General features: G+C 56.0%; 20 protein-coding genes. 12 read left to right on the top strand and 8 right to left on the bottom strand.

Features of this window, described 5'->3' with window-relative positions; all coding sequences use genetic code 11:
• Positions 1-89 precede the first annotated feature (89 nt).
• The 5 genes from NYE92_RS07680 (at position 90) to hisP (ending at position 4,060) form a co-directional block, all read left to right on the top strand.
• Positions 90-659: a UbiX family flavin prenyltransferase gene (locus tag NYE92_RS07680; protein ID WP_013026541.1), complete on the top strand. Its 570-nt coding sequence runs from the start codon at positions 90-92 to the stop codon at positions 657-659.
• A gap of 270 nt (positions 660-929) precedes the next feature.
• Entirely contained in the window at positions 930-1,712 is a 783-nt protein-coding gene (argT, locus tag NYE92_RS07675) for a lysine/arginine/ornithine ABC transporter substrate-binding protein ArgT (RefSeq protein WP_014594186.1), read from the top strand.
• Positions 1,713-1,878: 166 nt separating this feature from the next.
• Positions 1,879-2,565 (top strand): histidine ABC transporter permease HisQ, encoded by a 687-nt coding sequence (locus NYE92_RS07670; protein ID WP_014594185.1) that lies wholly within the window; start codon positions 1,879-1,881, stop codon positions 2,563-2,565.
• Positions 2,562-3,278 carry an ABC transporter permease gene (locus NYE92_RS07665; RefSeq protein WP_089528026.1) on the top strand — a complete coding sequence of 239 codons (717 nt, stop codon included), beginning with the start codon at positions 2,562-2,564 and terminating at the stop codon, positions 3,276-3,278. The genes NYE92_RS07670 and NYE92_RS07665 overlap by 4 nt, the downstream gene beginning before the upstream one ends.
• An 8-nt stretch (positions 3,279-3,286) precedes the next feature.
• Entirely contained in the window at positions 3,287-4,060 is a 774-nt protein-coding gene (gene hisP / locus NYE92_RS07660; RefSeq protein WP_013026537.1) for a histidine ABC transporter ATP-binding protein HisP, read from the top strand.
• A 5-nt stretch (positions 4,061-4,065) separates the two neighbouring features.
• Here the strand turns inward: hisP and NYE92_RS07655 are convergent, their stop codons facing one another.
• Positions 4,066-5,016 carry a sugar-binding transcriptional regulator gene (locus tag NYE92_RS07655; protein ID WP_022623441.1) on the bottom strand — a complete coding sequence of 317 codons (951 nt, stop codon included), beginning with the start codon at positions 5,014-5,016 and terminating at the stop codon, positions 4,066-4,068.
• Positions 5,017-5,208: 192 nt separating this feature from the next.
• Here NYE92_RS07655 and dalD point away from each other — a divergent pair, with 192 nt between their 5' ends.
• Genes dalD through NYE92_RS07640 form a run of 3 tightly spaced genes read left to right on the top strand, consistent with a single transcriptional unit; the run spans position 5,209 to position 9,388 of the window.
• Positions 5,209-6,600 carry a D-arabinitol 4-dehydrogenase gene (gene dalD / locus NYE92_RS07650; RefSeq protein ID WP_259019494.1) on the top strand — a complete coding sequence of 464 codons (1,392 nt, stop codon included), beginning with the start codon at positions 5,209-5,211 and terminating at the stop codon, positions 6,598-6,600.
• A 9-nt stretch (positions 6,601-6,609) separates the two neighbouring features.
• Entirely contained in the window at positions 6,610-8,073 is a 1,464-nt protein-coding gene (gene xylB, locus NYE92_RS07645; protein WP_015699838.1) for a xylulokinase, read from the top strand.
• A gap of 34 nt (positions 8,074-8,107) precedes the next feature.
• Entirely contained in the window at positions 8,108-9,388 is a 1,281-nt protein-coding gene (locus tag NYE92_RS07640; protein ID WP_013026533.1) for an MFS transporter, read from the top strand.
• 33 nt (positions 9,389-9,421) lie between these two features.
• Here the strand turns inward: NYE92_RS07640 and NYE92_RS07635 are convergent, their stop codons facing one another.
• A complete protein-coding gene (locus NYE92_RS07635) occupies positions 9,422-10,321 on the bottom strand; it encodes a TIGR01777 family oxidoreductase (RefSeq protein ID WP_014605370.1) in 900 nt (299 codons plus the stop codon).
• Positions 10,322-10,503: 182 nt separating this feature from the next.
• Here NYE92_RS07635 and yfcF point away from each other — a divergent pair, with 182 nt between their 5' ends.
• Complete coding sequence (gene yfcF / locus NYE92_RS07630) at positions 10,504-11,145, top strand: glutathione transferase (protein WP_029570323.1); 642 nt, start codon at positions 10,504-10,506, stop codon at positions 11,143-11,145.
• A 110-nt stretch (positions 11,146-11,255) separates the two neighbouring features.
• The gene (yfcD, locus tag NYE92_RS07625; RefSeq protein ID WP_014594178.1) at positions 11,256-11,780 is read left to right on the top strand and encodes an NUDIX hydrolase YfcD; all 525 of its coding nucleotides are present in this window, start codon (positions 11,256-11,258) and stop codon (positions 11,778-11,780) included.
• A 328-nt stretch (positions 11,781-12,108) separates the two neighbouring features.
• Here yfcD and NYE92_RS07620 read toward each other — a convergent pair whose 3' ends face one another.
• The 4 genes from NYE92_RS07620 to NYE92_RS07605 all read right to left on the bottom strand — a co-directional run bounded on the left by NYE92_RS07620 (position 12,109) and on the right by NYE92_RS07605 (position 16,659).
• Positions 12,109-12,933 carry an ABC transporter permease gene (locus NYE92_RS07620; RefSeq protein ID WP_014605373.1) on the bottom strand — a complete coding sequence of 275 codons (825 nt, stop codon included), beginning with the start codon at positions 12,931-12,933 and terminating at the stop codon, positions 12,109-12,111.
• Positions 12,934-12,943: 10 nt separating this feature from the next.
• Entirely contained in the window at positions 12,944-14,209 is a 1,266-nt protein-coding gene (locus NYE92_RS07615; protein ID WP_259018825.1) for an ABC transporter permease, read from the bottom strand.
• A 45-nt stretch (positions 14,210-14,254) separates the two neighbouring features.
• Positions 14,255-15,280: an ABC transporter substrate-binding protein gene (locus NYE92_RS07610; RefSeq protein WP_013026527.1), complete on the bottom strand. Its 1,026-nt coding sequence runs from the start codon at positions 15,278-15,280 to the stop codon at positions 14,255-14,257.
• A gap of 116 nt (positions 15,281-15,396) precedes the next feature.
• Positions 15,397-16,659: a 4-aminobutyrate--2-oxoglutarate transaminase gene (locus NYE92_RS07605; RefSeq protein WP_259018824.1), complete on the bottom strand. Its 1,263-nt coding sequence runs from the start codon at positions 16,657-16,659 to the stop codon at positions 15,397-15,399.
• A 118-nt stretch (positions 16,660-16,777) separates the two neighbouring features.
• On the opposite strand from NYE92_RS07605, the gene NYE92_RS07600 reads away from it, so the two are divergent.
• Together NYE92_RS07600 and NYE92_RS07595 are read left to right on the top strand one after the other, a co-directional pair.
• On the top strand, positions 16,778-18,271 hold the full coding sequence (locus NYE92_RS07600; protein ID WP_029569024.1) for a PLP-dependent aminotransferase family protein: 1,494 nt from the start codon (positions 16,778-16,780) through the stop codon (positions 18,269-18,271).
• A 265-nt stretch (positions 18,272-18,536) separates the two neighbouring features.
• On the top strand, positions 18,537-19,622 hold the full coding sequence (locus NYE92_RS07595; RefSeq protein ID WP_105078779.1) for an ABC transporter ATP-binding protein: 1,086 nt from the start codon (positions 18,537-18,539) through the stop codon (positions 19,620-19,622).
• 50 nt (positions 19,623-19,672) lie between these two features.
• On the opposite strand, the gene pta is transcribed toward NYE92_RS07595, so the two are convergent.
• Positions 19,673-21,802, bottom strand: a complete 2,130-nt coding sequence (gene pta, locus NYE92_RS07590; RefSeq protein ID WP_014594171.1) for a phosphate acetyltransferase — start codon at positions 21,800-21,802, stop codon at positions 19,673-19,675.
• 84 nt (positions 21,803-21,886) lie between these two features.
• Positions 21,887-23,089, bottom strand: coding sequence for an acetate kinase (gene ackA, locus NYE92_RS07585; RefSeq protein ID WP_014594170.1), 1,203 nt, complete (start codon positions 23,087-23,089; stop codon positions 21,887-21,889).
• Positions 23,090-23,195: the final 106 nt, after the last annotated feature.

Genomic DNA, 23,195 nt, shown 5'->3' with positions numbered 1-23,195 from the left:
GCAAAAAGGAGGGCGGGATTTATCCCGCCCTCTGTGTTTTCTGCCGGTCTGCGCTATTATGGTGCACTTTGCCACTGCAAGGTTGAACGATGAAACGACTCATTATTGGTATTTCGGGCGCAAGCGGCGTGATCTATGGCGTCCGGCTATTGCAGGTCTTGCAGCAGATCAGCGACGTGGAAACCCATCTGATCATCAGCCATGCGGCACGTCAGACGCTGAGCCTGGAAAGCGACTACAGCCTGCGGGACGTCCAGGCGCTGGCCGACGTGGTTCATGACGTGCGGGACATTGCCGCCAGTATCTCCTCCGGGTCGTTCAAAACGTTGGGCATGGTGATCCTGCCGTGCTCAATGAAAACCCTGTCCGGTATTGTTCACAGCTACAGCGATTCGCTGCTGACGCGCGCAGCAGACGTGGTGCTGAAAGAGCAGCGTAAACTGGTCCTGTGCGTACGTGAAACCCCGCTGCATATTGGTCATCTGCGCATGATGACGACCGCGGCCGAACTGGGGGCCATCATCATGCCGCCGGTGCCGGCGTTTTACCACCGTCCAACCACTATCGAACAGCTTGTCGATCAGACCGTTAATCGGGTCATTGATCAGTTTGATATTGAACTACCGCAGGACTTGTTTGTGCGCTGGCAAGGTGCATAAGCGTGTTCTTTCGCCCTTCTTTGGTGCAGAAACGCGGGAGCGATCACTGTTCCTGCATTTCTTGAACTAAAAGTTCACAACATCGCTTTTTCTCTGCGACATCACTGATATATTCCTTTCACAAACCCAGTCTTTTCGTCACCAAACGGGCGGCTGGGCAGACGGCAAAACTGCAGAACTGGCATGAAACATGCACAGGAAAAGGCAGTGTTCGTCGCAAACACACATCATGCATCACATAACAATAAGCAATTTACTTGAGGGTAATCTATGAAGAAGCGTGTTCTGGCTCTTTCTTTAATGTTGGGCCTGTCCAGTGCGGCCAGCGTATTTGCAGCAGTACCGACCTCGATTCGTGTCGGCACTGACCCAACATATCCGCCGTTTGAGTCGAAAAACGCGCAAGGACAGCTGGTTGGTTTTGATATCGACCTGGCTAACGAAATCTGTAAACGTATCCAGACCAAGTGTACCTATGTAGAAAGCGATTTTGATGCGCTGATTCCGTCGCTGAAAGCGAAGAAAATCGATGCCATCATCTCCTCGCTGTCCATCACCGCTAAACGTCAGGAAGAGATTGCGTTCTCAGACAAACTGTATGCCGCTAACGCACGTTTAGTCGCGCCGAAAGGATCAAAAATCGAGCCGACGCCTGAGGCGCTGAAAGGCAAAAACATCGGCGTGCTGCAGGGCACTACTCAGGAAACCTACGCGAATGAGTACTGGCGTCCAAAAGGCGTGACCGTAACGCCTTATGCCAACCAGGATCTGGTCTATCAGGATCTGACCGCCGGCCGCATTGACGCCGCCTTCCAGGACGAAGTTCAGGCCGCCGAAGGCTTCCTGAAACAGCCTGTCGGTAAAAGCTATGCGTTCGCAGGTCCGGCCGTGAAAGACGATAAAATCTTCGGTGTCGGAACCGGTATGGGATTACGTAAAGACGATACCGAGTTGAAAGCGGCCATCGACAAAGCATTTGAATCAATGCGTAAAGACGGTACCTACGACAAAATTGCGAAGAAATACTTTAATTTCAACGTGTACGGTGACTGATCTGTCGTCTTCGCCTCTGTTGTTCGCATAACAGAATAAGCCCTGGGTTGTCCCGATCCCTCTGGTCGGAGCAACCCTGTGTCATCGGCTATGCGAGAACAGAAGCTGCGCTGCCCGTCTGCACGACGGCGCAGCGTCGTTTCCACCCCACGACAGGACCTTTTCCATGTTGTATGGCTACTCTGATGTCATTTTAAAAGGCACGCTGGTTACGCTTGAGCTCGCCCTGAGCTCGGTGCTGCTGGCGGTGATCCTGGGTCTGATTGGCGCAGGCGCGAAGCTGTCGCGCAATCGCCTGCTGTCATTGATTTTTGAGGGCTACACGACGCTGATTCGTGGCGTGCCCGACCTCGTTCTGATGCTGCTGATTTTCTACGGCCTGCAGATCGCTCTCAACCATCTCACCGATGCGCTTGGCCTGGCCCAGTTCGATATCGATCCCATGGTGGCTGGCATCATCACCCTGGGCTTTATCTATGGCGCCTATTTTACCGAAACCTTCCGTGGCGCCTTTATGGCGGTGCCAAAAGGGCAGATTGAAGCCGCCACGGCGTTTGGTTTTACCGGTTCGCAGGTTTTCCGCCGTATCCTGTTCCCTGCGATGATGCGCTACGCGCTGCCCGGCATCGGTAATAACTGGCAGGTGATCCTGAAAGCCACGGCGCTGGTTTCCCTGTTGGGGCTGGAGGATGTGGTAAAAGCCACGCAGCTGGCAGGTAAAAGCACCTGGCAGCCGTTTTATTTTGCTATCGTGGCGGGCGTGATTTATCTGGTCTTTACCACCTTGTCTAACGGCATTCTCTGGTGGCTCAATCGCCGCTACACGGTCGGCGTGAAGAGGGCGGAGCTATGATCGAGATTATTCACGAATACTGGAAGTCGCTGCTCTGGACAGACGGTTATCGCTTCACAGGCGTGGCGATTACGCTATGGCTGCTGATTGTCTCGGTCGTACTGGGCGGCTGCATGGCCGTGTTGCTGGCGATTGCGCGTGTATCACCCAATCGTTTTATCAGCCTGCCGGTGTGGCTCTTTACCTATGTGTTTCGCGGTACGCCACTCTATGTGCAACTGCTGGTGTTCTATTCCGGCATGTATACGCTGGAAATCGTGAAAGGCACAGAGCTACTGAATTCGTTTTTCCGCAGCGGCCTGAACTGTACGCTACTGGCATTTACCCTTAATACCTGCGCTTACACCACGGAAATTTTTGCCGGGGCGATTCGTGCCGTGCCACACGGTGAAATCGAAGCGGCGCGAGCCTATGGCTTCTCGACCTTTAAACTGTATCGCTGCATTATTTTGCCTTCTGCACTGCGCACGGCCTTACCGGTTTACAGCAACGAAGTCATACTCATGCTGCACTCTACCGCACTGGCCTTTACCGCAACCGTGCCTGATTTGCTGAAAATCGCCAGGGACATTAACGCGGCAACCTATCAGCCCTTTACCGCGTTCGGCATTGCGGCCGTGTTATACCTGATTATTTCTTACGTGCTGATTAGCCTGTTTCGTCTTGCGGAACGTCGTTGGCTGGCGCACGTGAAACCTTCTTCATCGCATTGAGTAAGACTATGGCTGATAACAAATTAAGCGTCACCGACCTGCATAAACGTTACGGTGAACATGAAGTATTAAAAGGTGTGTCATTGAACGCCAATGCGGGCGATGTCATCAGTATTATTGGCTCGTCGGGTTCCGGGAAAAGTACCTTTCTGCGCTGTATTAACTTCCTCGAAAAGCCGAGTGAAGGCACCATTGTGGTCAACAAGACCGCTATTACCCTGGTACGCGATACGGACGGCCAGCTGAAGGTGGCAGACAAGGAGCAGCTGCGCCTGCTTCGTACCCGTCTGACCATGGTCTTTCAGCATTTCAACCTGTGGAGCCACATGACGGTGCTGGAAAACGTTATGGAAGCGCCGATTCAGGTGCTGGGCCTGAGTAAAGCGCAGGCACGTGAGCGCGCGATTACCTATTTGAACAAGGTCGGCATCGACGAGCGCGCGCAGGGAAAATATCCCGTCCATCTCTCGGGAGGGCAGCAGCAGCGCGTCTCCATTGCCCGCGCGCTGGCGATGGAGCCGGAGGTGCTGTTATTTGATGAGCCCACCTCAGCCCTGGATCCTGAGCTGGTCGGTGAGGTGCTGCGTATTATGCAGAAGCTGGCCGAAGAGGGGAAAACCATGGTGGTGGTCACGCACGAAATGGAATTTGCCCGTCACGTCTCCAGCCACGTCATTTTCCTGCATCAGGGGAAAATTGAGGAGCAGGGGCCACCGGCTGAATTATTTGGTCAGCCCAAGAGCCCGCGCTTACAGCAGTTCCTGAAGGGATCGCTTAAGTAGGCAAGCTATCGGTTATTCAGCAGGCGCACGGCGGTGGCTTCATCGGTCACCAGGCCCGATATCCAGCCGCCGTTCAACGCCGCCTGAATAGCGGCATATTTTCGCTCCCCGCCGGCAAAGCCGATGATATTGCGCGTCGTCTGGCTTTCCAGCGCCACGCTGGTTAACAGCGCATCGGTTTCCCCTAACACGCGTTCGCCCTGCTGATTGAAGAAATGACCGAGCATTTCACCGACCACGCCGCGCGCATTCAGCGCCTGCACCTGGCTGTCTGTGATAAAGCCTTCGGCATGGAGCGGGCAGCCGGGATTGACCTCCCCAATTCCCAAAAAGGTGACGTGGGCCTGTCGTGCACGGTTGACCACGCGCTGATAGACCTGATGCTGGCACCACATCTGCTTATCGTCTGGGCTGTCGGCGAACAGCGGGGCGGGAATGAAGAAATACTTGCCCTGCATTTTTTCAGACAGCTTAAGCGGCACGTCGTAGCGGGTGCCTGAATCGTCGCGGGCGATGGCCCCAATCATGGAAACACAGTGATGCTGCGGTCGTTCAACCCAGGGAAGCGCATCAATAATGGCACGCAGGGTTTTTCCCGAACCGATGCCAAACACCTGCGGCTCGTCGTTATTGATAAACTGCGACATCACCTCTGCGCCTTCTACCGCCAGCATTTGCTGTATGGCATTGTCGTCCAGATCGCCGGAAGGCACCACGCGGCAGTGCTGCAGGCCAAATTTCTCCTGCACGTCGTGCGCCAGACGCAGGCAGTGCGTCACGGGGTGGGCGATCTTTACGCTGACCATGCCCATTTCACGCGCCCCGGAAATCAAACGCTGGGCCACCTGGCGCGACAATCCCAGTGCCCGGGCGATCTCCTGCTGTGTTAACCCAGCGACGTAATACATCCAGGCGGCACGCGCCGCCAACTCCTGTTTCTTCTCTTCTTTGTTCATTGCGCCATTCCCTTCTCTGCGGATCGCCATTTTATCGCGCAATCTGTTTAAAAGCCTATCAGGGCAAAAGCTCAATTAACGGGCCAATGTCTTAAATGTGAAATTAATCACAGAACCTTGACGTTACCTCTGATTAACATATGTGCATCGGGCAAATGCCCTTAATTTAAACAAATGCCTAAAGAGGTCATGATGACACCATCAGTTTGGATGCATATCGGCGCAGGCTCTTTCCATCGTGCCCATCAGGCATGGTATCTGCACCGCCTGATGCAGCAGGGCGACAGCCGCTGGCATATCGCGCTGGGCAATATCCGCGATGACGCAACGCCGTTGCTGACGCAGCTAACCGCCCAGCAAGGGGAATATGTGCTGGAGACGGTCACGCCTGAGGGCGAGCGTCACTACGAGACCATTACCTCCATTCGGCAAATTCTGCCGTGGGACAAAGAGATCAGCGCGCTGGTGCAGCAGGGCGCCGATCCATGCACCCGGGTAATCGCCTTCACCGTGACCGAAGCGGGTTACTATTTAACATCGGAACATGAGCTTGATCTGCAGCAGCCCGATATCCAGGCGGATCTGAATGGCGAGGCGCGAACCTTGTATGGCGCGCTGGCGCGCATCCTGACGGCACGCGTCGTCAACGGTGGGGCGCCCGTGACCCTGTTGAACTGCGACAATCTGCGCCATAACGGTGAGCGTTTCCGTCAGGGTTTTTTGGCCTTCCTTGCGGCAAAAGGGGCAGATGAGCTGGCCGCCTGGGTGCGTGATAACACCACCTCGCCGAATACCATGGTGGATCGAATCACCCCGCGTCCTACTCCTGACGTCGCGGAGCGCGTTCAGGCGGCAACCGGTAAAGATGATGCGGTGCCGGTGATGGCGGAGTCCTTTATCCAGTGGGTGATCGAAGACGATTTTATTGCCGGGCGTCCGGCGCTGGAGCAGGTGGGCGTCGAGCTGGTCGAGTCGGTGTTGCCCTGGGAAGAAGCCAAGATTCGTATTCTCAACGCCACCCACAGCGCCATTGCCTGGGCGGGCACGCTTATCGGTTTGCTTTACATTGATGAAAGCACCCGGCAGAAAGCCATCCACCAGATGGCATGGGAATATGTCTCACAGGATGTCATACCTTCACTTTCACCCAGCCCGCTCAACCTGGCGGAGTATCGGGATGTTGTCCTGTCCCGCTTTAGCAATCCGTGGATAAAAGATACCAACCAACGGGTGGCCGCTGACGGTCTGTCAAAAATTCCCGCCATGGTGACGCCGACGCTGCGGGAATGCTATCAGCGCGGCACGCCGCCTGCGGCCAGCCTGGTGCTCCCGGCGCTGTTCTATCTGTTTTTGCAACGCTGGGCCAGCGGCGAGCTGCCTTATGACTATCAGGATGGCGTGCTGCAACCTGAAGTGGTTCAGCTGTGGTTTGCCCATGCCGATCCGTTACAGGCTTACATGACCCAGACGTCCCTGTTTGCTGAGCTGGCCACATCACAGGATTTTCATGCGCGGCTTAGCACCACCGTCGCCGGGCTGGAAACGTGGCAAGTCCAGCCAGAACAACCGCTGGCCGTAGTTTAGGGGGCGAATATGTATCTGGGTATCGATATCGGCACCTCTGAGCTTAAAGCGCTGATCGTGAATGCGCAGGGCGAGATCGTGGCATCGGAACATGCCGCTCTGGCCGTGCAGCGCCCCCATCCGCACTGGGCAGAGCAGGACCCGCATGACTGGTGGCGCGCCTGCCATCAGGTCATCACGCGTCTGCGTCAGCAGGCACCTCTGGCCTGGTCTGCGATAGAGGCGATTGGGCTGTCAGGACAAATGCACGGAGCGGTGCTGCTGGATGAGCAGGGTGAAGTTTTACGGCCCTGCATTCTGTGGAATGACACGCGCAGCGCGGCAGAATGCCACTGGCTGGGTCAGCATCATCCCGAAATCATGCACATTAGCAGCAATATGATCATGCCGGGCTTCACGGCCCCAAAGCTGTGCTGGGTGGCCCGGCATGAGCCTGACTGCTTTCGTCGCATTAGCAAAGTGTTATTGCCAAAAGATTACCTGCGCTGGCGCCTGACCGGGCGCTTTGTCACCGATCCCTCGGATGCCGCGGGCACCTTATGGCTGGACGTCGCCAAACGCGACTGGTCAGCGGCACTGCTGGCCGCAACGGGAATGCGTCGTGACCAGATGCCTGCACTCGTCGAAGGGAATGCCGTCAGCGGCACGTTACGGCCGGCGATTGCCGACGAATGGGGGCTCTCCTCGTCGGTCATCATTGCAGGCGGCGGCGGGGATAATGCCACCTCGGCGGTTGGCGTGGGCGCCGTGAATCCTGGCGATGCGTTTATTTCACTTGGCACCTCTGGCGTCATCTTTGTGGTTAATGACCGGCTGCAGGCCGATCCGCAGTCAGGCGTGCACGCTTTCTGCCATGCGCTGCCTGACCGCTGGCACCAGATGAGCGTCATGCTCAGCGCCGCAAGCTGCCTGCGCTGGCTGTGCCAGTTGCTCTCGGTCAGTGAAAACCAACTGCTGGAAGAGATTGCTGCGCTGGGTCCGGCACAAAAACAGCAGGCCCCGCTTTTCTTGCCTTATCTCTCTGGAGAACGTACCCCGCACAACGATCCTGATGCGACGGGCGCGTTTTTTTATCTGCGGCACGAAACCCAGCGTGCCTTACTAGGCTATGCGGTGCTCGAAGGCGTAACCTTTGGCCTGGCCGACGGCCTGACCGTCTTAGGGGAAGGACGGCGTGCCATTACCCAGTTCAGCCTGACCGGCGGCGGCGCGCGCAGCAGCCTGTGGGCGCAGCTGATCGCCGATGTGCTGGCGCTGCCTGTCGTGACGCATCCCGCCAGCGCATCCGGTGCACTGGGCGCGGCGCGCCTGGCCTGGCTGGCTGCGGGCGGTGATGAAGCGCAGGTGTGTCTTAAACCCCCGATACAGGCGCGCTTCCTGCCCAATCCTGAGGTTCGTCAGGGACTGCAGCAACGGCTGGCTCAGTTCCGTGAGCTTTACCGTCAACACTCTCAGTCCCGTTCGCTGGCCTGATTAACCTGTAACCAAACAGAGAAGGACGATCGTCATGCACTCTACTGCGTACTGGTTTGGCTTGCCCAAACATCTGATCTGGGGATTTGTCGCCATCGCTGTTTTTATGGCAGGTGACGGTTTCGAGATGGCGTTCCTGTCACGTCATATTACCGATATGGGATTCACGCCGGGGCAGTCGGCGCTGGTGTTTACCTTTTACGGTTTAGCGGTGGCGCTGGCCGCCTGGGCATCCGGTGTGGTGGCGGAGCTGATTACGCCGCAGCGCGCTATGCTGATCGGTTTTATCTTGTGGGTTGTCATGCATGCCCTGTTTATGAGCCTGGGGCTCGGGATGCGCAATTATCCTCTTATGCTGCTGTTTTACGGTATCCGTGGCCTGGCCTATCCGCTGTTTATCTACTCATTTATGTTGCTGCTGGTGCAGGTGCTGCCACGGGAACGGCTGGCGGCTGCCACGGGCTGGTTCTGGGCGATGTATTCGGTGGGCATCGGCGTGGTCGGGAGCTATCTGCCCAGCCTGATCATTCCTTCTATTGGTGAAACCGGCACGCTCTGGCTGGCGATTGGCTGGGTAACCTGTGGCGGCTTGCTGGCCTATTTTAGCCTGCGCAACGTGCCGGTCGATCGTTCTCGCGTCAACTTACCCCTGCGGGAAAAAATGACGGAAATGTCGCGTGCGGTGACTATCCTGTTCACCAACCAGCATGTGTTTTACGCCTGTCTGATCCGCATTATTAATACGCTGTCGCTGTTTGGCTTTGCCATCATTATGCCGCTGCTGTTTGTGGATCGGCTTGGGTTTACGCTGTCAGAGTGGTTGCAGATTTGGGCGGTGTTCTTTTTTGTCACCATTTTTACCAATATCTTCTGGGGCATCATGGGTGAACGTATTGGCTGGATTCGCCAGGTGCGCTGGTTTGGCTGCCTCGGCATGGCGATCTCCAGCCTGGCGTTCTATTACCTGCCTGTCTATGCCGGTCACAATTTCCTGGTCGCCCTGATTCCTGCCGTGATGCTGGGCATTTTCGTGGCGGCCTTTGTGCCCATGACGGCGGTTTTCCCTACGCTGGAGCCCCATCATCAGGGCGCGGCCGTCTCGGTGTATAACCTGTCCGCAGGCATGAGCAATTTTGTTGCGCCCGCCATCGCCTCCATGATGCTGCCGTTCTTTGATATCGTCGGCGTGGTGTGGGCTTACACCTGCCTGTATGTGTTTGCCGGTGTGCTGACGTTTATCATCCGCGTACCGCAACCGAATCACGGCGCGCTGCGTTCCACGGTGAAGTCGAAAACCGCGGTCACCTCTCAGTAAAAAAGGGAAGGGGAGCAAGTGCTCCCCTGATCCTCAGCTTTTCACCACATCCTGTAATGCATTCTGCAGCTCATACCAGCGGAAGCGAAAACCCGACGCCTCCAGCCGTTTTGGCAGCACATGTTGCCCACCCAGCACCAGTACAGACGATTCTCCCATCATCAGCTTGATGGCACTGGCGGGCGTGCGCATGAAAGCCGGGCGGTGCATCACCTCACCCAGGGTAGCGGCAAACTGCTCATTGCGCACGGCGTAGGGCGCAACCATGTTAAAAGGGCCGCTACAGGCATCATCGTCGAGCAGCCACAGAATGCCGCTGACCATGTCATCAATGTGGATCCACGGCATATACTGTTTGCCGCTGCCAATCGGGCCACCAATTCCCAGCTTAAACGGCAGTTTCATTTTACTCAACGCGCCGCCTTCTCGCGTCAGCACCACGCCGGTACGCAGCAGGCAGACGCGGGTGCGCTCACTCTGCGCGGTCAGCGCCAGCTGTTCCCAACGGGCGCAAAGTTCGTGGGTGAACTCGTTCTGTCCGGGATCGTCCTCGGTTAATACCACGTCGCCCGTGTTGCCATAAAAGCCCGTTGCCGATCCCGAAATCAAGACGCGCGGTGGCGTGGTACTGGCGTTAATCAGGGAGGCAATGCGCTCCGTTATCTGCCAGCGGCTCTCGCACAGCTGCCGTTTGTGGGCCTCTGTCCAGCGTTTATCCGCGATGGGTTCACCGGCCAGGTTGATAACGGCATCCACGCCATCCAGCGAGTGCTGTTGCGCCAGGCCTGACCAGAGCGCGATATCTTCCCCCAGCATGTCTCGTGCAGCGGCAACGTCGCGCGTGACCACGCTGACCGTGTCGCCACGCTGTTGCAGACGTGGAATAAGATGGCGGCCAATAAGCCCGGTTCCACCGGTAATTAAGATATGCATAGTGCGGCTCCGTCTGATTTTTTATTTTTTGCTTACTTCATCATAGAAGAGTCGTACCCGTGTGGCGTGAGCCGCTTCGTAATTTAGTCAGTTGAGCGCAAACATCGGACCAGCGCCTGGTTGTTTTCAGAAATAAAAATCGGTAAAGATGATGCACCCCTGTCAGCTATTTGAGGTAGCAGATGAATTACCCCTCCATCACCCTGTGGTCAGATTCATCTTTCTTTAGTCCTTATGTCATGTCGGCTTATGTTGCGCTCAGCGAAAAAGGGGTGCCTTTTAGCGTAAAGCGTATCGATTTATCGCAAAACCAGCAGCATGCTGAGGCCTATCGCGATCTGTCGTTAACCTGCCGCGTCCCGACCTTACAGGTCGATGACTTTATGCTGAGTGAATCATCGGCCATCTGCGAATACCTCGAAGAGCGTTTTGCTGCCCCTGAATTTGAACGCCTCTATCCCAAAGATCGCGAGAAACGCGCCCGCGCCCGGCAAATTCAGGCCTGGCTGCGCAGCGATCTGCTGCCCATTCGCCAGGAGCGCCCTACCGAGGTGTTATTTGCCGGTGAGCGCTTTGCGCCCTTGTCGCCTGCAGCCGTTGAGGCCGCCGAAAAACTGATTGCCGCTGTTCAGCGCCTGTTGCCAGAACGTCAGCAAAATTTATTTGGTGAGTGGTGCATTGCAGATACCGATTTGGCTGTCATGCTTAATCGACTGGCGCTGCATGGCGATACCTTGCCTGCGCGTTTGCAGCACTATGCTGAGTTTCAATGGCAGCGGGCATCAGTACAGTTATGGCTAACGGAAAGCGGCAAAAATCGCTAGCGATCGGCGCTTGCTCAAGTTGTCATAAGTGATTACCTTACGACACACTATGATATAGGTGTGGCAAACAGCGCGTGCATAAAGACACGCTAAACAGGAAAGGGTTACGGATGGTGGATCAAACTGCTGGTGGCGAAATCGAATGGGTCGATATCGTAAGCGAAGAGAATGAAGTCGTTGCACAGGCCACGCGTGCGCAGATGCGCGCGCAATGCTTACGTCACCGCGCGACCTATATCGTGGTTCATGACGGTATGGGGAAAATACTGGTTCAGCGCCGTACTGAAATCAAAGATTTTATGCCAGGCAAACTGGATGCGACGGCTGGCGGCGTAGTGCAGAGTGGCGAAGACATGCTTGAATCGGCGCGGCGTGAAGCCGAAGAGGAGCTGGGCATTGCGGATGTGCCTTTTGCAGAACATGGCAAATTCTATTTTGAAGATGAGCATTGCCGCGTCTGGGGAGGATTATTCAGCTGTGTATCGCACGGCCCTTTTGCTATGCAGGAAGAAGAAGTGGATGAAATTTTCTGGATGACCCCGGATGAAATCACCGCCCGCTGTGATGAGTTTACCGATGATTCACTCAAAGCCTTATCCCTGTGGCTGAGCCGCAACAACGAAAACAGTCACTGATACCTTCTGTTAGCTTTGCGGGCGGTCGTGGCCGTTCGCAAAGCGGGCACGCGGCGTTGATCGCCGCCTCATTCGCCTGATGATCAACTTCCCGCCTTTAGTGGAACGCCGTTTGCGCTCAACGACGTGGTGCGTGCCGTAGAACATGCGGCACAGCATGCTGGCCCGTTTCAACAAACTGTGGTGGTACCGCCCGTTCAGCCCCTGACGTGATTTTGCCCATGACCAGGCTGACAGGGGCTGGGTGCGCACTGTCCAGATCAGACAACCGCCCACACGTTAACCCTGTGGGCGGTTTAACAACCTGAACCGGTTTGCTGACTGTTATCTAAACCGGCTGTGGCTGGCGCATCTTTTCCCCGCGCCGCCGCAGGACTTCCATGACGATCAGTAACAGGAGCGAAGCCGCAATCATGATTGTGGCGGCGGCCGCGATAGTGGGATCGAGGTTTTCACGAATACCGGCAAACATTTGAATCGGCAGCGTCCGCTGCGTTGGGCTGGCAAGAAACAGCGTCACGACAACTTCATCAAATGAGGTGGCAAACGCGAACAGTGCCCCGGAAAAAACGCCCGGTGCAATCAGCGGCAGGGTGACTTTTCGAAACGCCAGCAGCGGAGAGGCACCGAGGCTGGCAGCGGCCCGCGTCAGATTGGTGTCGTAGCTTTTCAGTACGGCGACCACCGTGATCACCACAAAAGGAACGCCCAACAGGGCATGGGCTAACACCAGGCCGAGGTAGCTGTTCAGCAGTGACAGTTTGGCAAAGAAGAAAAACATGCCAACGGCGATGATCACGACGGGCGCCACCATGGGAGAGATAATGATTGCCATCACCAGACCTTTGCCGCGAAACTCGCCGCGCACCAGGCCCATGGCGGCCAGCACGCCCAGTACGCTAGCCAGTAGCGTGGCTAGCGGCGCAACCAGCAGGCTGTTCATTAACGCACCTATCCACTCCTTCGAGTGAAAAAAGGCCTCGTACCAGCGCAGCGAAAAGCCACTTAGCGGATAGCTCAGAAACGAACTTTCGTTAAACGACAGCGGCACAATGACCAGAACAGGCACAATCAAAAACAGCAGTGCCGCTGCGCCGTAAAAATTAAACAGGTAACGCCAGACCCGCAGCAACGTCGAACCTTGTTGTTTCATCATTTGCTCCTTAACGTACTGCCGCCTCGGATGACGTCCGGGTGACACGTGAATACACCACATACAGCAACGTCACGATAATCAGCAACTGGCTCCCCAGGGCGGCGGCCATGCCCCAGTTCATGGTGCTGTTGGTAAAAAAGGCGACAAAGTAGCTGACCATTTGATCGTCCGGCCCGCCCAACAGCGCTGGCGTAACGTAATAGCCAATCGCCATCATGAACACCAGCAGCGCGCCTGCGGTAATCCCGGCATAGGTCTGCGGGACATAGACGCGCCAGAAGGCCACAAAGGGATGTGCACCCAGCGACACGGCCGCCCGGACATAGCTGGGAGAAATCCCTTTCATGACGGCATACAAGGGCAGCACGATGAAGGGCAGCAGGATATGCGTCATAGAGATGTACACGCCGACCCGGTTGAACACCAGCGTGAGCGGACTGTCGATGAACCCTGTCGCCATCAGCGTCCGGTTAATTAATCCTCCTGACTGCAGCAGGACAATCCAGCTGGCGGTACGCACGATCAATGAGGTCCAGAAGGGCAACAGCACCATAATCATTAGCAGGTTGGCGCGGTTGGACGGCTGCTTCGCCAGCCAGTATGCCAGCGGATAGCCCAGGCCCACGCACAGCAAGGTGACCACGGTCGCCATCCACAGCGTACGTAGCAGAACGTTCACATAAAGCGCCTGATCGGGGGACTGCGCGACGATGTCGCCGGTCTTTGCATCAACCTTGTGGTCAAACACTGACAGCAGGTAATAGCTGGTATAGGGTTTGGCTACGCGCTTGAGGGTTTGCCATGTAGACAGCTCGCCCCACAGGGGCTGCTTATCAATGAGGGTGGCTTTGACGTTAACCCCATCCTCGGGGGCCTGGCGGGGCACGGCCAGGATCAGGCGACGAAACGCATTGTCTTCATAACTCAATCGCTTCGCAATGCCAGAGATCTGGCCCTGCTCGCGCGCCGCGCTGACTTCCTTCGCCAGCGTGGCAAACAGGCTTTCATCCGGCAGCGCCTTGCCGTTCCATTTAGCCAGGGCCTGGCTGGTTTGCGGAAGTGCGTCGTGAAGCTCAGGGTTATTGACGCTCATACTGAGGATAGAGCCGATGGGGAACAAAAAGCACACCACGACGAAAATCAGTAACGGGGCAACTAAAAACAGGGAGCGTTGTGTTTTTAACCAACCTGCCCGGTTAAATTGCTGGCGCAGACTGAACGCGCCTTCCGTACGTCTGACGGGCGCTGAATTCATCACGGGGTTTTGACTCATGCCGATCTCCTGAAAGGGGGCTGCCGGAGCGGGTCCGGCAGCGGGTTATTTCGCGGCCCAGGCGTTAAAACGCTGTTCCAGCTCTTCGCCATGTTCCAGCCAGAATGTGGCGTTAACCTGAACGGCTTTGGCCATGTTTTCCGGTGCCGTTGGCAACTGAGCCAGACGATCGGCCGTCAGCAGTTTGCCTGCCTTGATATTGGCGGGGCCATAAGGAATATTTTCGGCATACACTTTTTGGTTCTCGGGCTGCAGCGAGAAGGCGATAAATTTCTCTGCCAGCGCTTTGTGCTTTGAGCCTTTCACAATCGCCCAGTTATCGAAGTCGTACAGGTTGCCGTCCCAGACGATTTTGAAATTATGACCTTCTGCCTGAGCGGTGCCGATGCGGCCGTTATAGGCCGATGCCAGCGTCACGTCGCCTGAAACCAGCCACTGCAGGGGCTGCGCGCCCGATTCCCACCACTGAATATTCGGCTTTAGCTCATCCAGTTTCCTGAAGGCACGATCGACGCCCGCCGGGGTTGCCAGCACCTTGTAAACGTCTTCGCGCTTCACGCCGTCCGCCATCAGCGCGATTTCCAGCGTGTATTTCGCGCTCTTACGCAGGGCGCGTTTGCCGGGGAATTTTTTCACATCCCAAAAATCTGCCCAACTGGTGGGGGCGGTTTTGAGCTTGTTGCCATCGTAGGTCAGTACGGTAGACCAGACGAAGAAGCCCGCACCACATTCGCTCACGCTCCCCTTGGCAAAGTCGGCTTTGTTGCCTAACTTGCTCCAGTCCAGGGTTTCAAACAGCCCTTCTTCACAGCCCCGCTCCAGTTCCGGGGTTTCAAGTTCTACAACATCCCAGCCGACCTGTTTGGTTTCAACCATTGCGCGGATGCGTGCCATTTCGCCGTTATATTCACCGGCTTCAATGCTGTCCTTCCCCGAGGCCATGAAAGGCTTATAAAACGCTTTATCCTGTGCGTCCTTGTTGGTGCCCCCAAAGGACACCACCGTAAGATTTTCGGCCTGTGCCTGGATGGCCACCGCTGCCAGAACCAGTGCCGCTATGTTTTTCATCATCCCCGAACTCCTGAATTATTATGTTCAGGCAGATTCCTCTGCCCGGTGTTTGCCTTGCAATCATGATGCCAGGGGCTGACCCGCAGCGGAACGTGCGGCGCGTCAGCCCGCGAAACCTAATACTTGCCCAGGATACGGTTCAGCAGATTCAGTGCCGTGCGGAACTGCGCATCCGGAATGGTGAGAGGGTAGAGGAAACGAATAACGTTGCCGTGTACGCCGCAGGTGAGCAGCAGCAACCCTTCGTCCAGCGCCTCTTGCTGAATAGCTTTGGCGATCTCTGCGCTGGGTTGGCCTTCGCTGTTGGTGAATTCAGCCGCGATCATAGAACCGCGACCGCGCACCTCTGCCAGCGCACTACAGCCTGCGCCCTGCAGCGTTTCCGTCAGTTGCCCGCCTAACAGCAGGGCGCGCTCGCACAGGTTTTCATCGCGAATGACCTCCAGCACGGCCAGCGCAGCGGCAATGGCCGGTGGGCTTCCTGCATAGGTGCCACCCAGGCCGCCGGGCAGGGGCGCATCCATTACGTCAGCCCGCCCTGAAACCGCCGATAGCGGCATACCGCCCGCCAGGCTTTTTGCCATGGTGATCAGGTCTGGCTGCACGTCAGGATAGTATTCACTGGCAAACAGCTTGCCGGTGCGGGCAAAACCACTTTGGATTTCATCGGCGATCAGCAGAATGCCATGTTGATCGCACAGCGTGCGCAGGGCGGTCACAAACGCTGGCGGCGCGACATTGAAGCCGCCTTCACCCTGAATGGGTTCATAGATAATGGCCGCAACCTGTTGCGGGCTGATATCGCAGCGGAAAATGGTTTGTAAACTCTCCAGCGCGTCATCGACGCTACAGCCATGCAGTGCATTCGGGTAGCGGGCGTGAAATACTGAGCTGGCAAAGGGGCCGAAACCGGTTTTGTAGGGGACCACTTTGCCCGTCAGCGACATCGTCATGTTGGTGCGGCCGTGAAAGGCCCCCGTAAAGGCGATGACGCCGGGACGGCCGGTTGCCGCGCGGGCAATTTTGACCGCGTTCTCAACGGCTTCTGCGCCGGTGGAGAAAAAAGTGGTCTTGGCGGGGCCGCTTACCGGCACCAGCGCATTCAGTTTTTCCGCCAAGGCAATATAATTTTCGTAAGGCACAACCTGAAACGCGGTGTGGGTAAAATGATCGAGCTGTTCTTTGATGGCGGCGATCACTTTGGGATGACGATGTCCGGTATTCAGCACGGCAATGCCTGCGCTGAAATCGATAATTTCACGGCCCTGGTGATCCCATAACGTAGCGTTTTCTGCTTTCACCGCATAGAAATCGCACATCACGCCCACGCCGCGCGGCGTAGCATTGAGACGACGGACCTGCACTTCACTGTTACTCATAACGCGACCTCATGGTGTTTGTTGCCATATTGTTACAGTGGAATCTGCCTCCTTGCTTTTTAGCGTTTTCAGGGTTTTATAATCCAGAGCCAGTTTTTTTTATTTTGAGGTACCAATTTTGCGAAGCTTACTCGGTGACCTGCTTGCACAACGTCTGGCCTCGCTTTCCGGCGGTACGCTGAATAAGCGATTGTATGATGTCTTGCAGGCAGCGATTCAGGACGGATCCATTGCCACCGCGACGCGACTGCCCGCCAGCCGCGACCTTGCTCGCGAACTTTCTGTCTCACGTAATACCGTGCTGGCAGTCTATGAACAGCTTCAGTCTGAGGGCTATGTACAAACCCGCACCGGAAGCGGCACCTTCGTCAGTACCGTGCTGCCGGAACAGGTGCCGGGTGAGCCGCTGATCAGGCCCGTCACGCCGCCGATGAAACCCGTCAGACTGTCGCGACGGGGTTCACGCCTGCTGGCGAGCAGCGGTGCCGGGAGCCATCAGTGGGGGGCATTTATGCCCGGTGTGCCGGACGTCAGCCATATGCCGCACGACATCTGGCGCAAAATTCAGCTCCGCCTGAGCCGACGGCTGCCGGTTGAAAACCTGAGCTATGCCAGCCACGGCGGCTGTGTTGAGTTACAACAGGCGCTGGCGGATTACCTGCGGGTGATCCGTTCGGTGAACTGCACCCCCGAACAGGTACTGATCACCGCCGGAACCCATCAGTCGCTGGATCTGCTGGCGAAAATGCTTTGCGATCCGGGAGACAGGGCCATCGTCGAAGAGCCGGGATACTGGGGGATCCGCAATGTGCTGGCGGTGAACGGCGTCACGCTGATCCCCACGCAGGTTGACGATCAGGGGCTGGTTTTGCCGCCCGAGCAGCCAGACAGCCCGGTGCCTCGCCTGATCTGTGTGACGCCTTCTCACCAGTATCCTCTCGGGGCGGTCATGAGCCTGCAGCGGCGCCATGAATTACTGGAGCGCGCAAAAAGCAGCGGCAGTTGGGTGGTGGAAGATGACTACGATGGCGAGTTCCGCTTTACCGGAAGTCCCATTCCTGCGCTACAGGGCCTGGCGGCGGATGCCCCAGTGATTTATCTGGGCACCTTCAGTAAAACCTTGTATCCCGGCATCCGGCTCAGCTACATGGTGGTGCCTAAATCCCTGGCGGCACGGATGAAAATGGCGCACTCCGAGCTGTATCGCGGCGGCTACGGGTTAGTACAACTCACGCTGGCGGAGTTTATTCGGGAAGGGCACTATGCGGCCCACGTACGACGCATGCGGCAGATTTACAGCCGCCGCCGTGCTGCGCTGGTGGAGGTGATTAGCACATCGCTGGGCGCCGACTGGATAGTGCATCACAGCAATGCGGGGTTGCATCTGGTTCTCAGGCTGCCGGACAGCATTGACGATGTGGCCTTTAGCGCAGAGCTGGAACAGTGCGGTGTATTAACACGTCCCCTGTCGTCCTATTATCTTCGGGGCACGCCGCAGCGCGGATTGCTGCTGGGTTATGCCTGTGTTGACGAAGCCGCCATTCCCGCCGCGTTCGCGCCTATCCTGACCCGGTTGCAACATCACCTGCAGGTGGCGTCTGTCTCGCCCTGATGCACCATCAGTGCGCATCCCTGGTATTGCCTGATTCTGTGATAACTGTCACGTTAATTTAATGTTAAATTTAAAAAGACAATAAAATACAATGGCCTGCAAAGTAAATTTGTAAGCCATTTCTTTTTAGATTGTCAAATTCTGCTTGTGCAAATCAAATGCGTTGTGGTAGTGCTAAAAAAAGGCCCGACAGGATTCGCACGTCAAAAGGATGATGCATGAATCGTGCCGAAACCCTTTTTCATCCTGTTTACGAGATTACGCCATGAGAAATTTTGTCAGTTTTCGGAATATCAAAAAGAGCTACGACGGCGACAAGCTGGTGGTGCGCAACCTCAATCTGGATGTGGCAGAAGGCGAGTTTTTGACCCTGTTAGGGCCGTCAGGCTCCGGGAAAACGACCAGCCTCATGATGCTGGCAGGATTTGAAACGCCCACCGATGGCGAGATACTGCTTCGTGATAAACCTTTGCACACGTTGCCGCCGCATCAGCGTGATATCGGTATGGTATTCCAGAACTACGCGCTTTTTCCCCACATGACGGTGGCCGAAAATCTGGCGTTTCCTTTGTCGATTCGTCGTTTGAGCAAGGCCGATATTGCCCAGCGAGTTAAGCGGGTGCTGGATATGATTAAACTCACTTCGCTGGCAGACCGTTATCCCGCACAGATGTCTGGCGGCCAGCAGCAGCGGGTGGCCCTGGCGCGGGCGCTGGTATTTGAACCTAAACTGATCCTGATGGACGAGCCGCTGGGGGCGCTGGATAAACAGCTGCGTGAACACATGCAGATGGAAATTAAGCAGCTGCATAACATGCTCGGGCTGACCATTGTTTACGTGACTCACGATCAGAGCGAAGCTATGACCATGTCTGACCGGGTGGCGGTCTTTAACGACGGCATGATTCAGCAAATGGACAGCCCGAATAAGCTTTATGAACAGCCCGACAACGCCTTCGTGGCGCAGTTTATTGGCGAGAATAACAGCCTGCTGGCAACCCAGTCAGGGCAGCAGGGTGATTACTATCAGGTGACGCTGGATAACGGTATCCAGCTGGATGCGCTGAAGGTGCGGCCCAGTTCTCCGGGCAAGAAAATACAGCTCAGTATCCGCCCTGAACGCATCAACGTAAATGCAGCCAAACCGGGCGATCAGTCGGTCCAGGCCCAAATCCAGCAGTTTATCTATCTGGGTGACCACGTGAGAATGCTGACGGAAGTTGCTGGTCAGGGAAACTTTATGGTGAAAATGGCCTCATCGGAGGTCTCACCCGGCTGGACGGCGGGCAGTGAAGTGACCTTGTCCTGGCAACCTCAGCACCTGCGCGCGCTCGACGTTACGCTGCAATAGGCATAAAAAAAGAGCATGCAGTCTGCATGCTCTTGTTCAACGGGAAGGGATTAACCTTCAGCCTGCTGCGACTGAATCGCCGTCAGGGCAATGGTGTAGACGATATCGTCTACCAGTGCGCCGCGTGACAGGTCGTTGACCGGCTTACGCATGCCCTGCAGCATTGGCCCGATTGAAATCAGGTCAGCGGAACGCTGCACCGCTTTGTAGGTGGTGTTACCGGTGTTGAGATCCGGGAAAATAAAGACCGTTGCGCGTCCGGCAACCTGCGAGTTGGGCGCCTTGGATTTTGCCACGTCTTCCATAATCGCCGCGTCGTACTGCAACGGCCCATCAATCACCAGATCCGGGCGTTTTTCCTGCGCAAGACGCGTGGCTTCACGCACTTTCTCCACGTCGCTACCGGCACCTGAATTACCGGTTGAGTAGGAAATCATGGCGACGCGTGGATCGATGCCGAAGGCTTTCGCTGAATCGGCAGACTGAATGGCAATTTCTGCCAGCTGTTCAGCCGTTGGATCGGGGTTGATCGCGCAGTCGCCGTAGACCAGCACCTGCTCTGGCAGCAGCATAAAGAACACGGATGACACCAGTGAGCTGTTGGGCGCGGTTTTGATCAGCTGTAACGGCGGACGAATGGTGTTGGCCGTTGTATGTACCGCGCCCGAGACCAACCCGTCAACTTCCCCGCTTTCCAGCATCATGGTGCCCAGCACCACGTTATCTTCCAGCTGTTCCTGCGCAACCACCTCGGTCATTCCTTTGCTTTTGCGCAGCTCGACCAGACGCGGAACATAGTTCTGACGCACCACTTCAGGATCGACTATCTCAATGCCTTTACCCAGCTCAACGCCCTGGGCTGCCGCAACGCGCTGGATTTCATCCGGATTGCCCAGCAGGACACAGGTCGCAATGCCGCGGTCGGCACAGATTGCTGCGGCTTTAACGGTACGGGGTTCATCCCCTTCCGGCAGAACAATGCGCTTGCCAGCCTTGCGAGCCAGTTCGGTTAACTGATAGCGGAAAGCCGGCGGCGACAGGCGGCGACTGCGCTCAGACGTGGCGGTCAGCGACTCGATCCAGTCCGCGTTAATGTAACTTGCGACGTATTCCTGGACTTTTTCAATGCGCTGCGTGTCATCAACCGGTACTTCGAGGTTAAAGCTTTGCAGGCTGAGCGAGGTCTGCCAGGTATTGGTTTTGACCATGAAGACCGGCAGGCCAGTCTGGAAGGCGCGATCGCACAGTTTGGCGATGCGCTCGTCAATTTCATAGTTACCGGTTAAAAGAATGGCACCGATCTCAATACCGTTCATCGCGGCCAGACAGGCGGCAACCAGCACGTCAGGGCGGTCAGCCGAGGTGACCAGCAGCGAGCCCGGGCGGAAATGCTCAAGCATGTGCGGGATGCTGCGTGCGCAGAAGGTCACTGATTTGACACGGCGGGTCTGAATTTCACCTTCGTTAATAATCCGGGCGTTCAGGTGGCGGCACATATCAATGGCGCGGGTCGCAATCAGGTCGAAGCTCCACGGCACACAACCCAAAATGGGCAAGGGACTGTTGGCAAACAGCTGGTCAGGATTGATATTCGCGATGCTGGCCTTCGATGAGTCATCGAAAATTTCAGACAGGTCAGGGCGCGTACGGCCCTGCTCATCAACGGGCGCGTTCAGCTTGTTGATGATCACACCGGTGATGCTTTTATTCTTCGAACCGCCAAAGCTGCTTTGTGTCAGTTCAATACGCTCTTTGAGCTGTGCGGGAGAATCGTTACCCAGCGCGGTCACGAAGACGATTTCAGCGTTTAACGTTTTGGCGATTTCATAGTTCAGCGCGCTGGCAAACTGGTGCTTACGCGTAGGCACCAGGCCTTCAACCAGAACCACTTCAGCATCCTGCGCATTGGCGTGGTAGCGGGCAATAATTTCTTCCATCAGCACGTCTTGCTGATTAGAACCCAGCAGCGATTCCACACGGGACATCGGCAGCGGCTCTGCGGCCGGGATGCCTGAACTCTTGCGCACAATGCTGGTGGTCTGGTCAGGTGCATTGCCGCCCGCACGCGGTTGTGCAATGGGTTTGAAAACGCTCAGTCGAACGCCTTTACGTTCCATGGCGCGAATAACGCCAAGGCTAACGCTGGTCAGACCGACGCTGGTGCCGGTCGGAATGAGCATAATTGTACGTGACACGATTGAACCTCTCAGATTTCACTGGGTGTCAAAACAACGCCGTCAGCCGGAGCTGACGACGAAATGAGATCAGGCGGTAAGGCGAGCGGCATCTCGGGCAATCACTAACTCTTCGTTAGTGGGGATCACCACTGCCGGGCGAGTGCCTTCTTTGTTGATAAAACCTGACTTGCCAAAGCGAGCCGCCAGGTTGCGCTCGTGGTCAATGTCAAAGCCCAGCAGCGCCAGCTTGTCCAGGGTCAGCTCACGCACCATCGCCGCATTTTCACCGATACCGCCGGTGAAGACCACGCCATCGAGACGACCGTCCATCAGCGCGGTATAGCTGCCAATGTATTTGGCCAGACGGTGGCAGAAGACATCCATTGCGCGTTTAGCATCTTCTTTGGTGGCGTAGTTGTCTTCAACATAACGGCAGTCGCTGGTGACTTCGGTCAGCCCTAACAGCCCCGACTCTTTGGTCAGCATCTTGTTAATGGCATCGACGCTCATGCCCAGCGTGTCGTGCAGGAAGAAGATAATGGCCGGATCGATATCGCCGCTGCGGGTCCCCATGACCAGGCCTTCCAGCGGGGTCAGGCCCATAGACGTATCCACACACTCACCGTTACGGATAGCAGAAACAGACCCGCCGTTACCGAGATGACAGGTAATGATGTTCAGCGTTTCTAGCGGCTTATTCAGCATTTTTGCCGCTTCGTGGGTGACATAGTAGTGGCTGGTACCGTGCGCACCGTAGCGGCGCACGCCGTGCTCTTTATACAGGGCATACGGCAGCGCATAAAGGTAGGACTCTTCCGGCATTGTCTGATGGAAAGCCGTGTCAAAAACCGCCACATTCTTGTCAGATAAGTGCGGGAAGTTTTTCATGGCTTCATCAATGCCAATCAGGCCCGCTGGGTTATGCAGTGGTGCAAAAGATGATGCATCTTTGATACCCTGCACAACAGACTGAGAAATGACCACTGACTGCGTAAGTTTTTCGCCGCCGTGAACAATACGGTGACCTATTGCAGCGATTTGTGCTGAAAGCTCTGGTTTTTGTGCCAGAATTGTTTTAACAATGAAATTCAGCGCTTCGCTGTGGGCTGCGCCAGCACCTAAAGGTGCTTCCTGCTTCTGACCATCAAGTTTCCATTTGATCCGTGCTTCGGGCAGGTGGAAGCATTCAGCCAGACCCGAGAGGAATTCTTCACCGCTGGTGGGATTAAGAATGGCAAACTTGAGAGAAGAGCTGCCGCAATTCAGAACCAGTACTAACTTACTCGACATGGAAGTACCTATTTGTTAAAAGTGGCTAAAAATAACGCAATCAGACTTACAGCGTAGCCCATCGACGCAGCCAGATTAATGACAGAAGTCATACCCAGGTCAAAAT

It is taken from the genome of Pantoea sp. B566, assembly GCF_024793925.1.
In the GTDB taxonomy this organism is placed as follows: Bacteria; Pseudomonadota; Gammaproteobacteria; order Enterobacterales; family Enterobacteriaceae; genus Pantoea; species Pantoea ananatis.
The sequence above is the reverse complement of the archived record's forward strand: the minus strand, read 5'-3'. Positions and strand labels throughout refer to the sequence as shown.

Coding starts and splice junctions, on each gene's coding strand:
- yfcF (WP_029570323.1), top strand. CDS start 10,504: ATGAATTACCCCTCCATCACCCTGTGGTCAGATTCATCTTTCTTTAGT.
- NYE92_RS07680 (WP_013026541.1), top strand. CDS start 90: ATGAAACGACTCATTATTGGTATTTCGGGCGCAAGCGGCGTGATCTAT.
- NYE92_RS07620 (WP_014605373.1), bottom strand. CDS start 12,933: ATGAAACAACAAGGTTCGACGTTGCTGCGGGTCTGGCGTTACCTGTTT.
- NYE92_RS07670 (WP_014594185.1), top strand. CDS start 1,879: ATGTTGTATGGCTACTCTGATGTCATTTTAAAAGGCACGCTGGTTACG.
- NYE92_RS07655 (WP_022623441.1), bottom strand. CDS start 5,016: ATGAACAAAGAAGAGAAGAAACAGGAGTTGGCGGCGCGTGCCGCCTGG.
- NYE92_RS07605 (WP_259018824.1), bottom strand. CDS start 16,659: ATGAGTAACAGTGAAGTGCAGGTCCGTCGTCTCAATGCTACGCCGCGC.
- yfcD (WP_014594178.1), top strand. CDS start 11,256: ATGGTGGATCAAACTGCTGGTGGCGAAATCGAATGGGTCGATATCGTA.
- dalD (WP_259019494.1), top strand. CDS start 5,209: ATGACACCATCAGTTTGGATGCATATCGGCGCAGGCTCTTTCCATCGT.
- xylB (WP_015699838.1), top strand. CDS start 6,610: ATGTATCTGGGTATCGATATCGGCACCTCTGAGCTTAAAGCGCTGATC.
- NYE92_RS07640 (WP_013026533.1), top strand. CDS start 8,108: ATGCACTCTACTGCGTACTGGTTTGGCTTGCCCAAACATCTGATCTGG.
- argT (WP_014594186.1), top strand. CDS start 930: ATGAAGAAGCGTGTTCTGGCTCTTTCTTTAATGTTGGGCCTGTCCAGT.
- pta (WP_014594171.1), bottom strand. CDS start 21,802: ATGCTCATTCCGACCGGCACCAGCGTCGGTCTGACCAGCGTTAGCCTT.
- ackA (WP_014594170.1), bottom strand. CDS start 23,089: ATGTCGAGTAAGTTAGTACTGGTTCTGAATTGCGGCAGCTCTTCTCTC.
- hisP (WP_013026537.1), top strand. CDS start 3,287: ATGGCTGATAACAAATTAAGCGTCACCGACCTGCATAAACGTTACGGT.
- NYE92_RS07615 (WP_259018825.1), bottom strand. CDS start 14,209: ATGAGTCAAAACCCCGTGATGAATTCAGCGCCCGTCAGACGTACGGAA.
- NYE92_RS07635 (WP_014605370.1), bottom strand. CDS start 10,321: ATGCATATCTTAATTACCGGTGGAACCGGGCTTATTGGCCGCCATCTT.
- NYE92_RS07610 (WP_013026527.1), bottom strand. CDS start 15,280: ATGATGAAAAACATAGCGGCACTGGTTCTGGCAGCGGTGGCCATCCAG.
- NYE92_RS07595 (WP_105078779.1), top strand. CDS start 18,537: ATGAGAAATTTTGTCAGTTTTCGGAATATCAAAAAGAGCTACGACGGC.
- NYE92_RS07665 (WP_089528026.1), top strand. CDS start 2,562: ATGATCGAGATTATTCACGAATACTGGAAGTCGCTGCTCTGGACAGAC.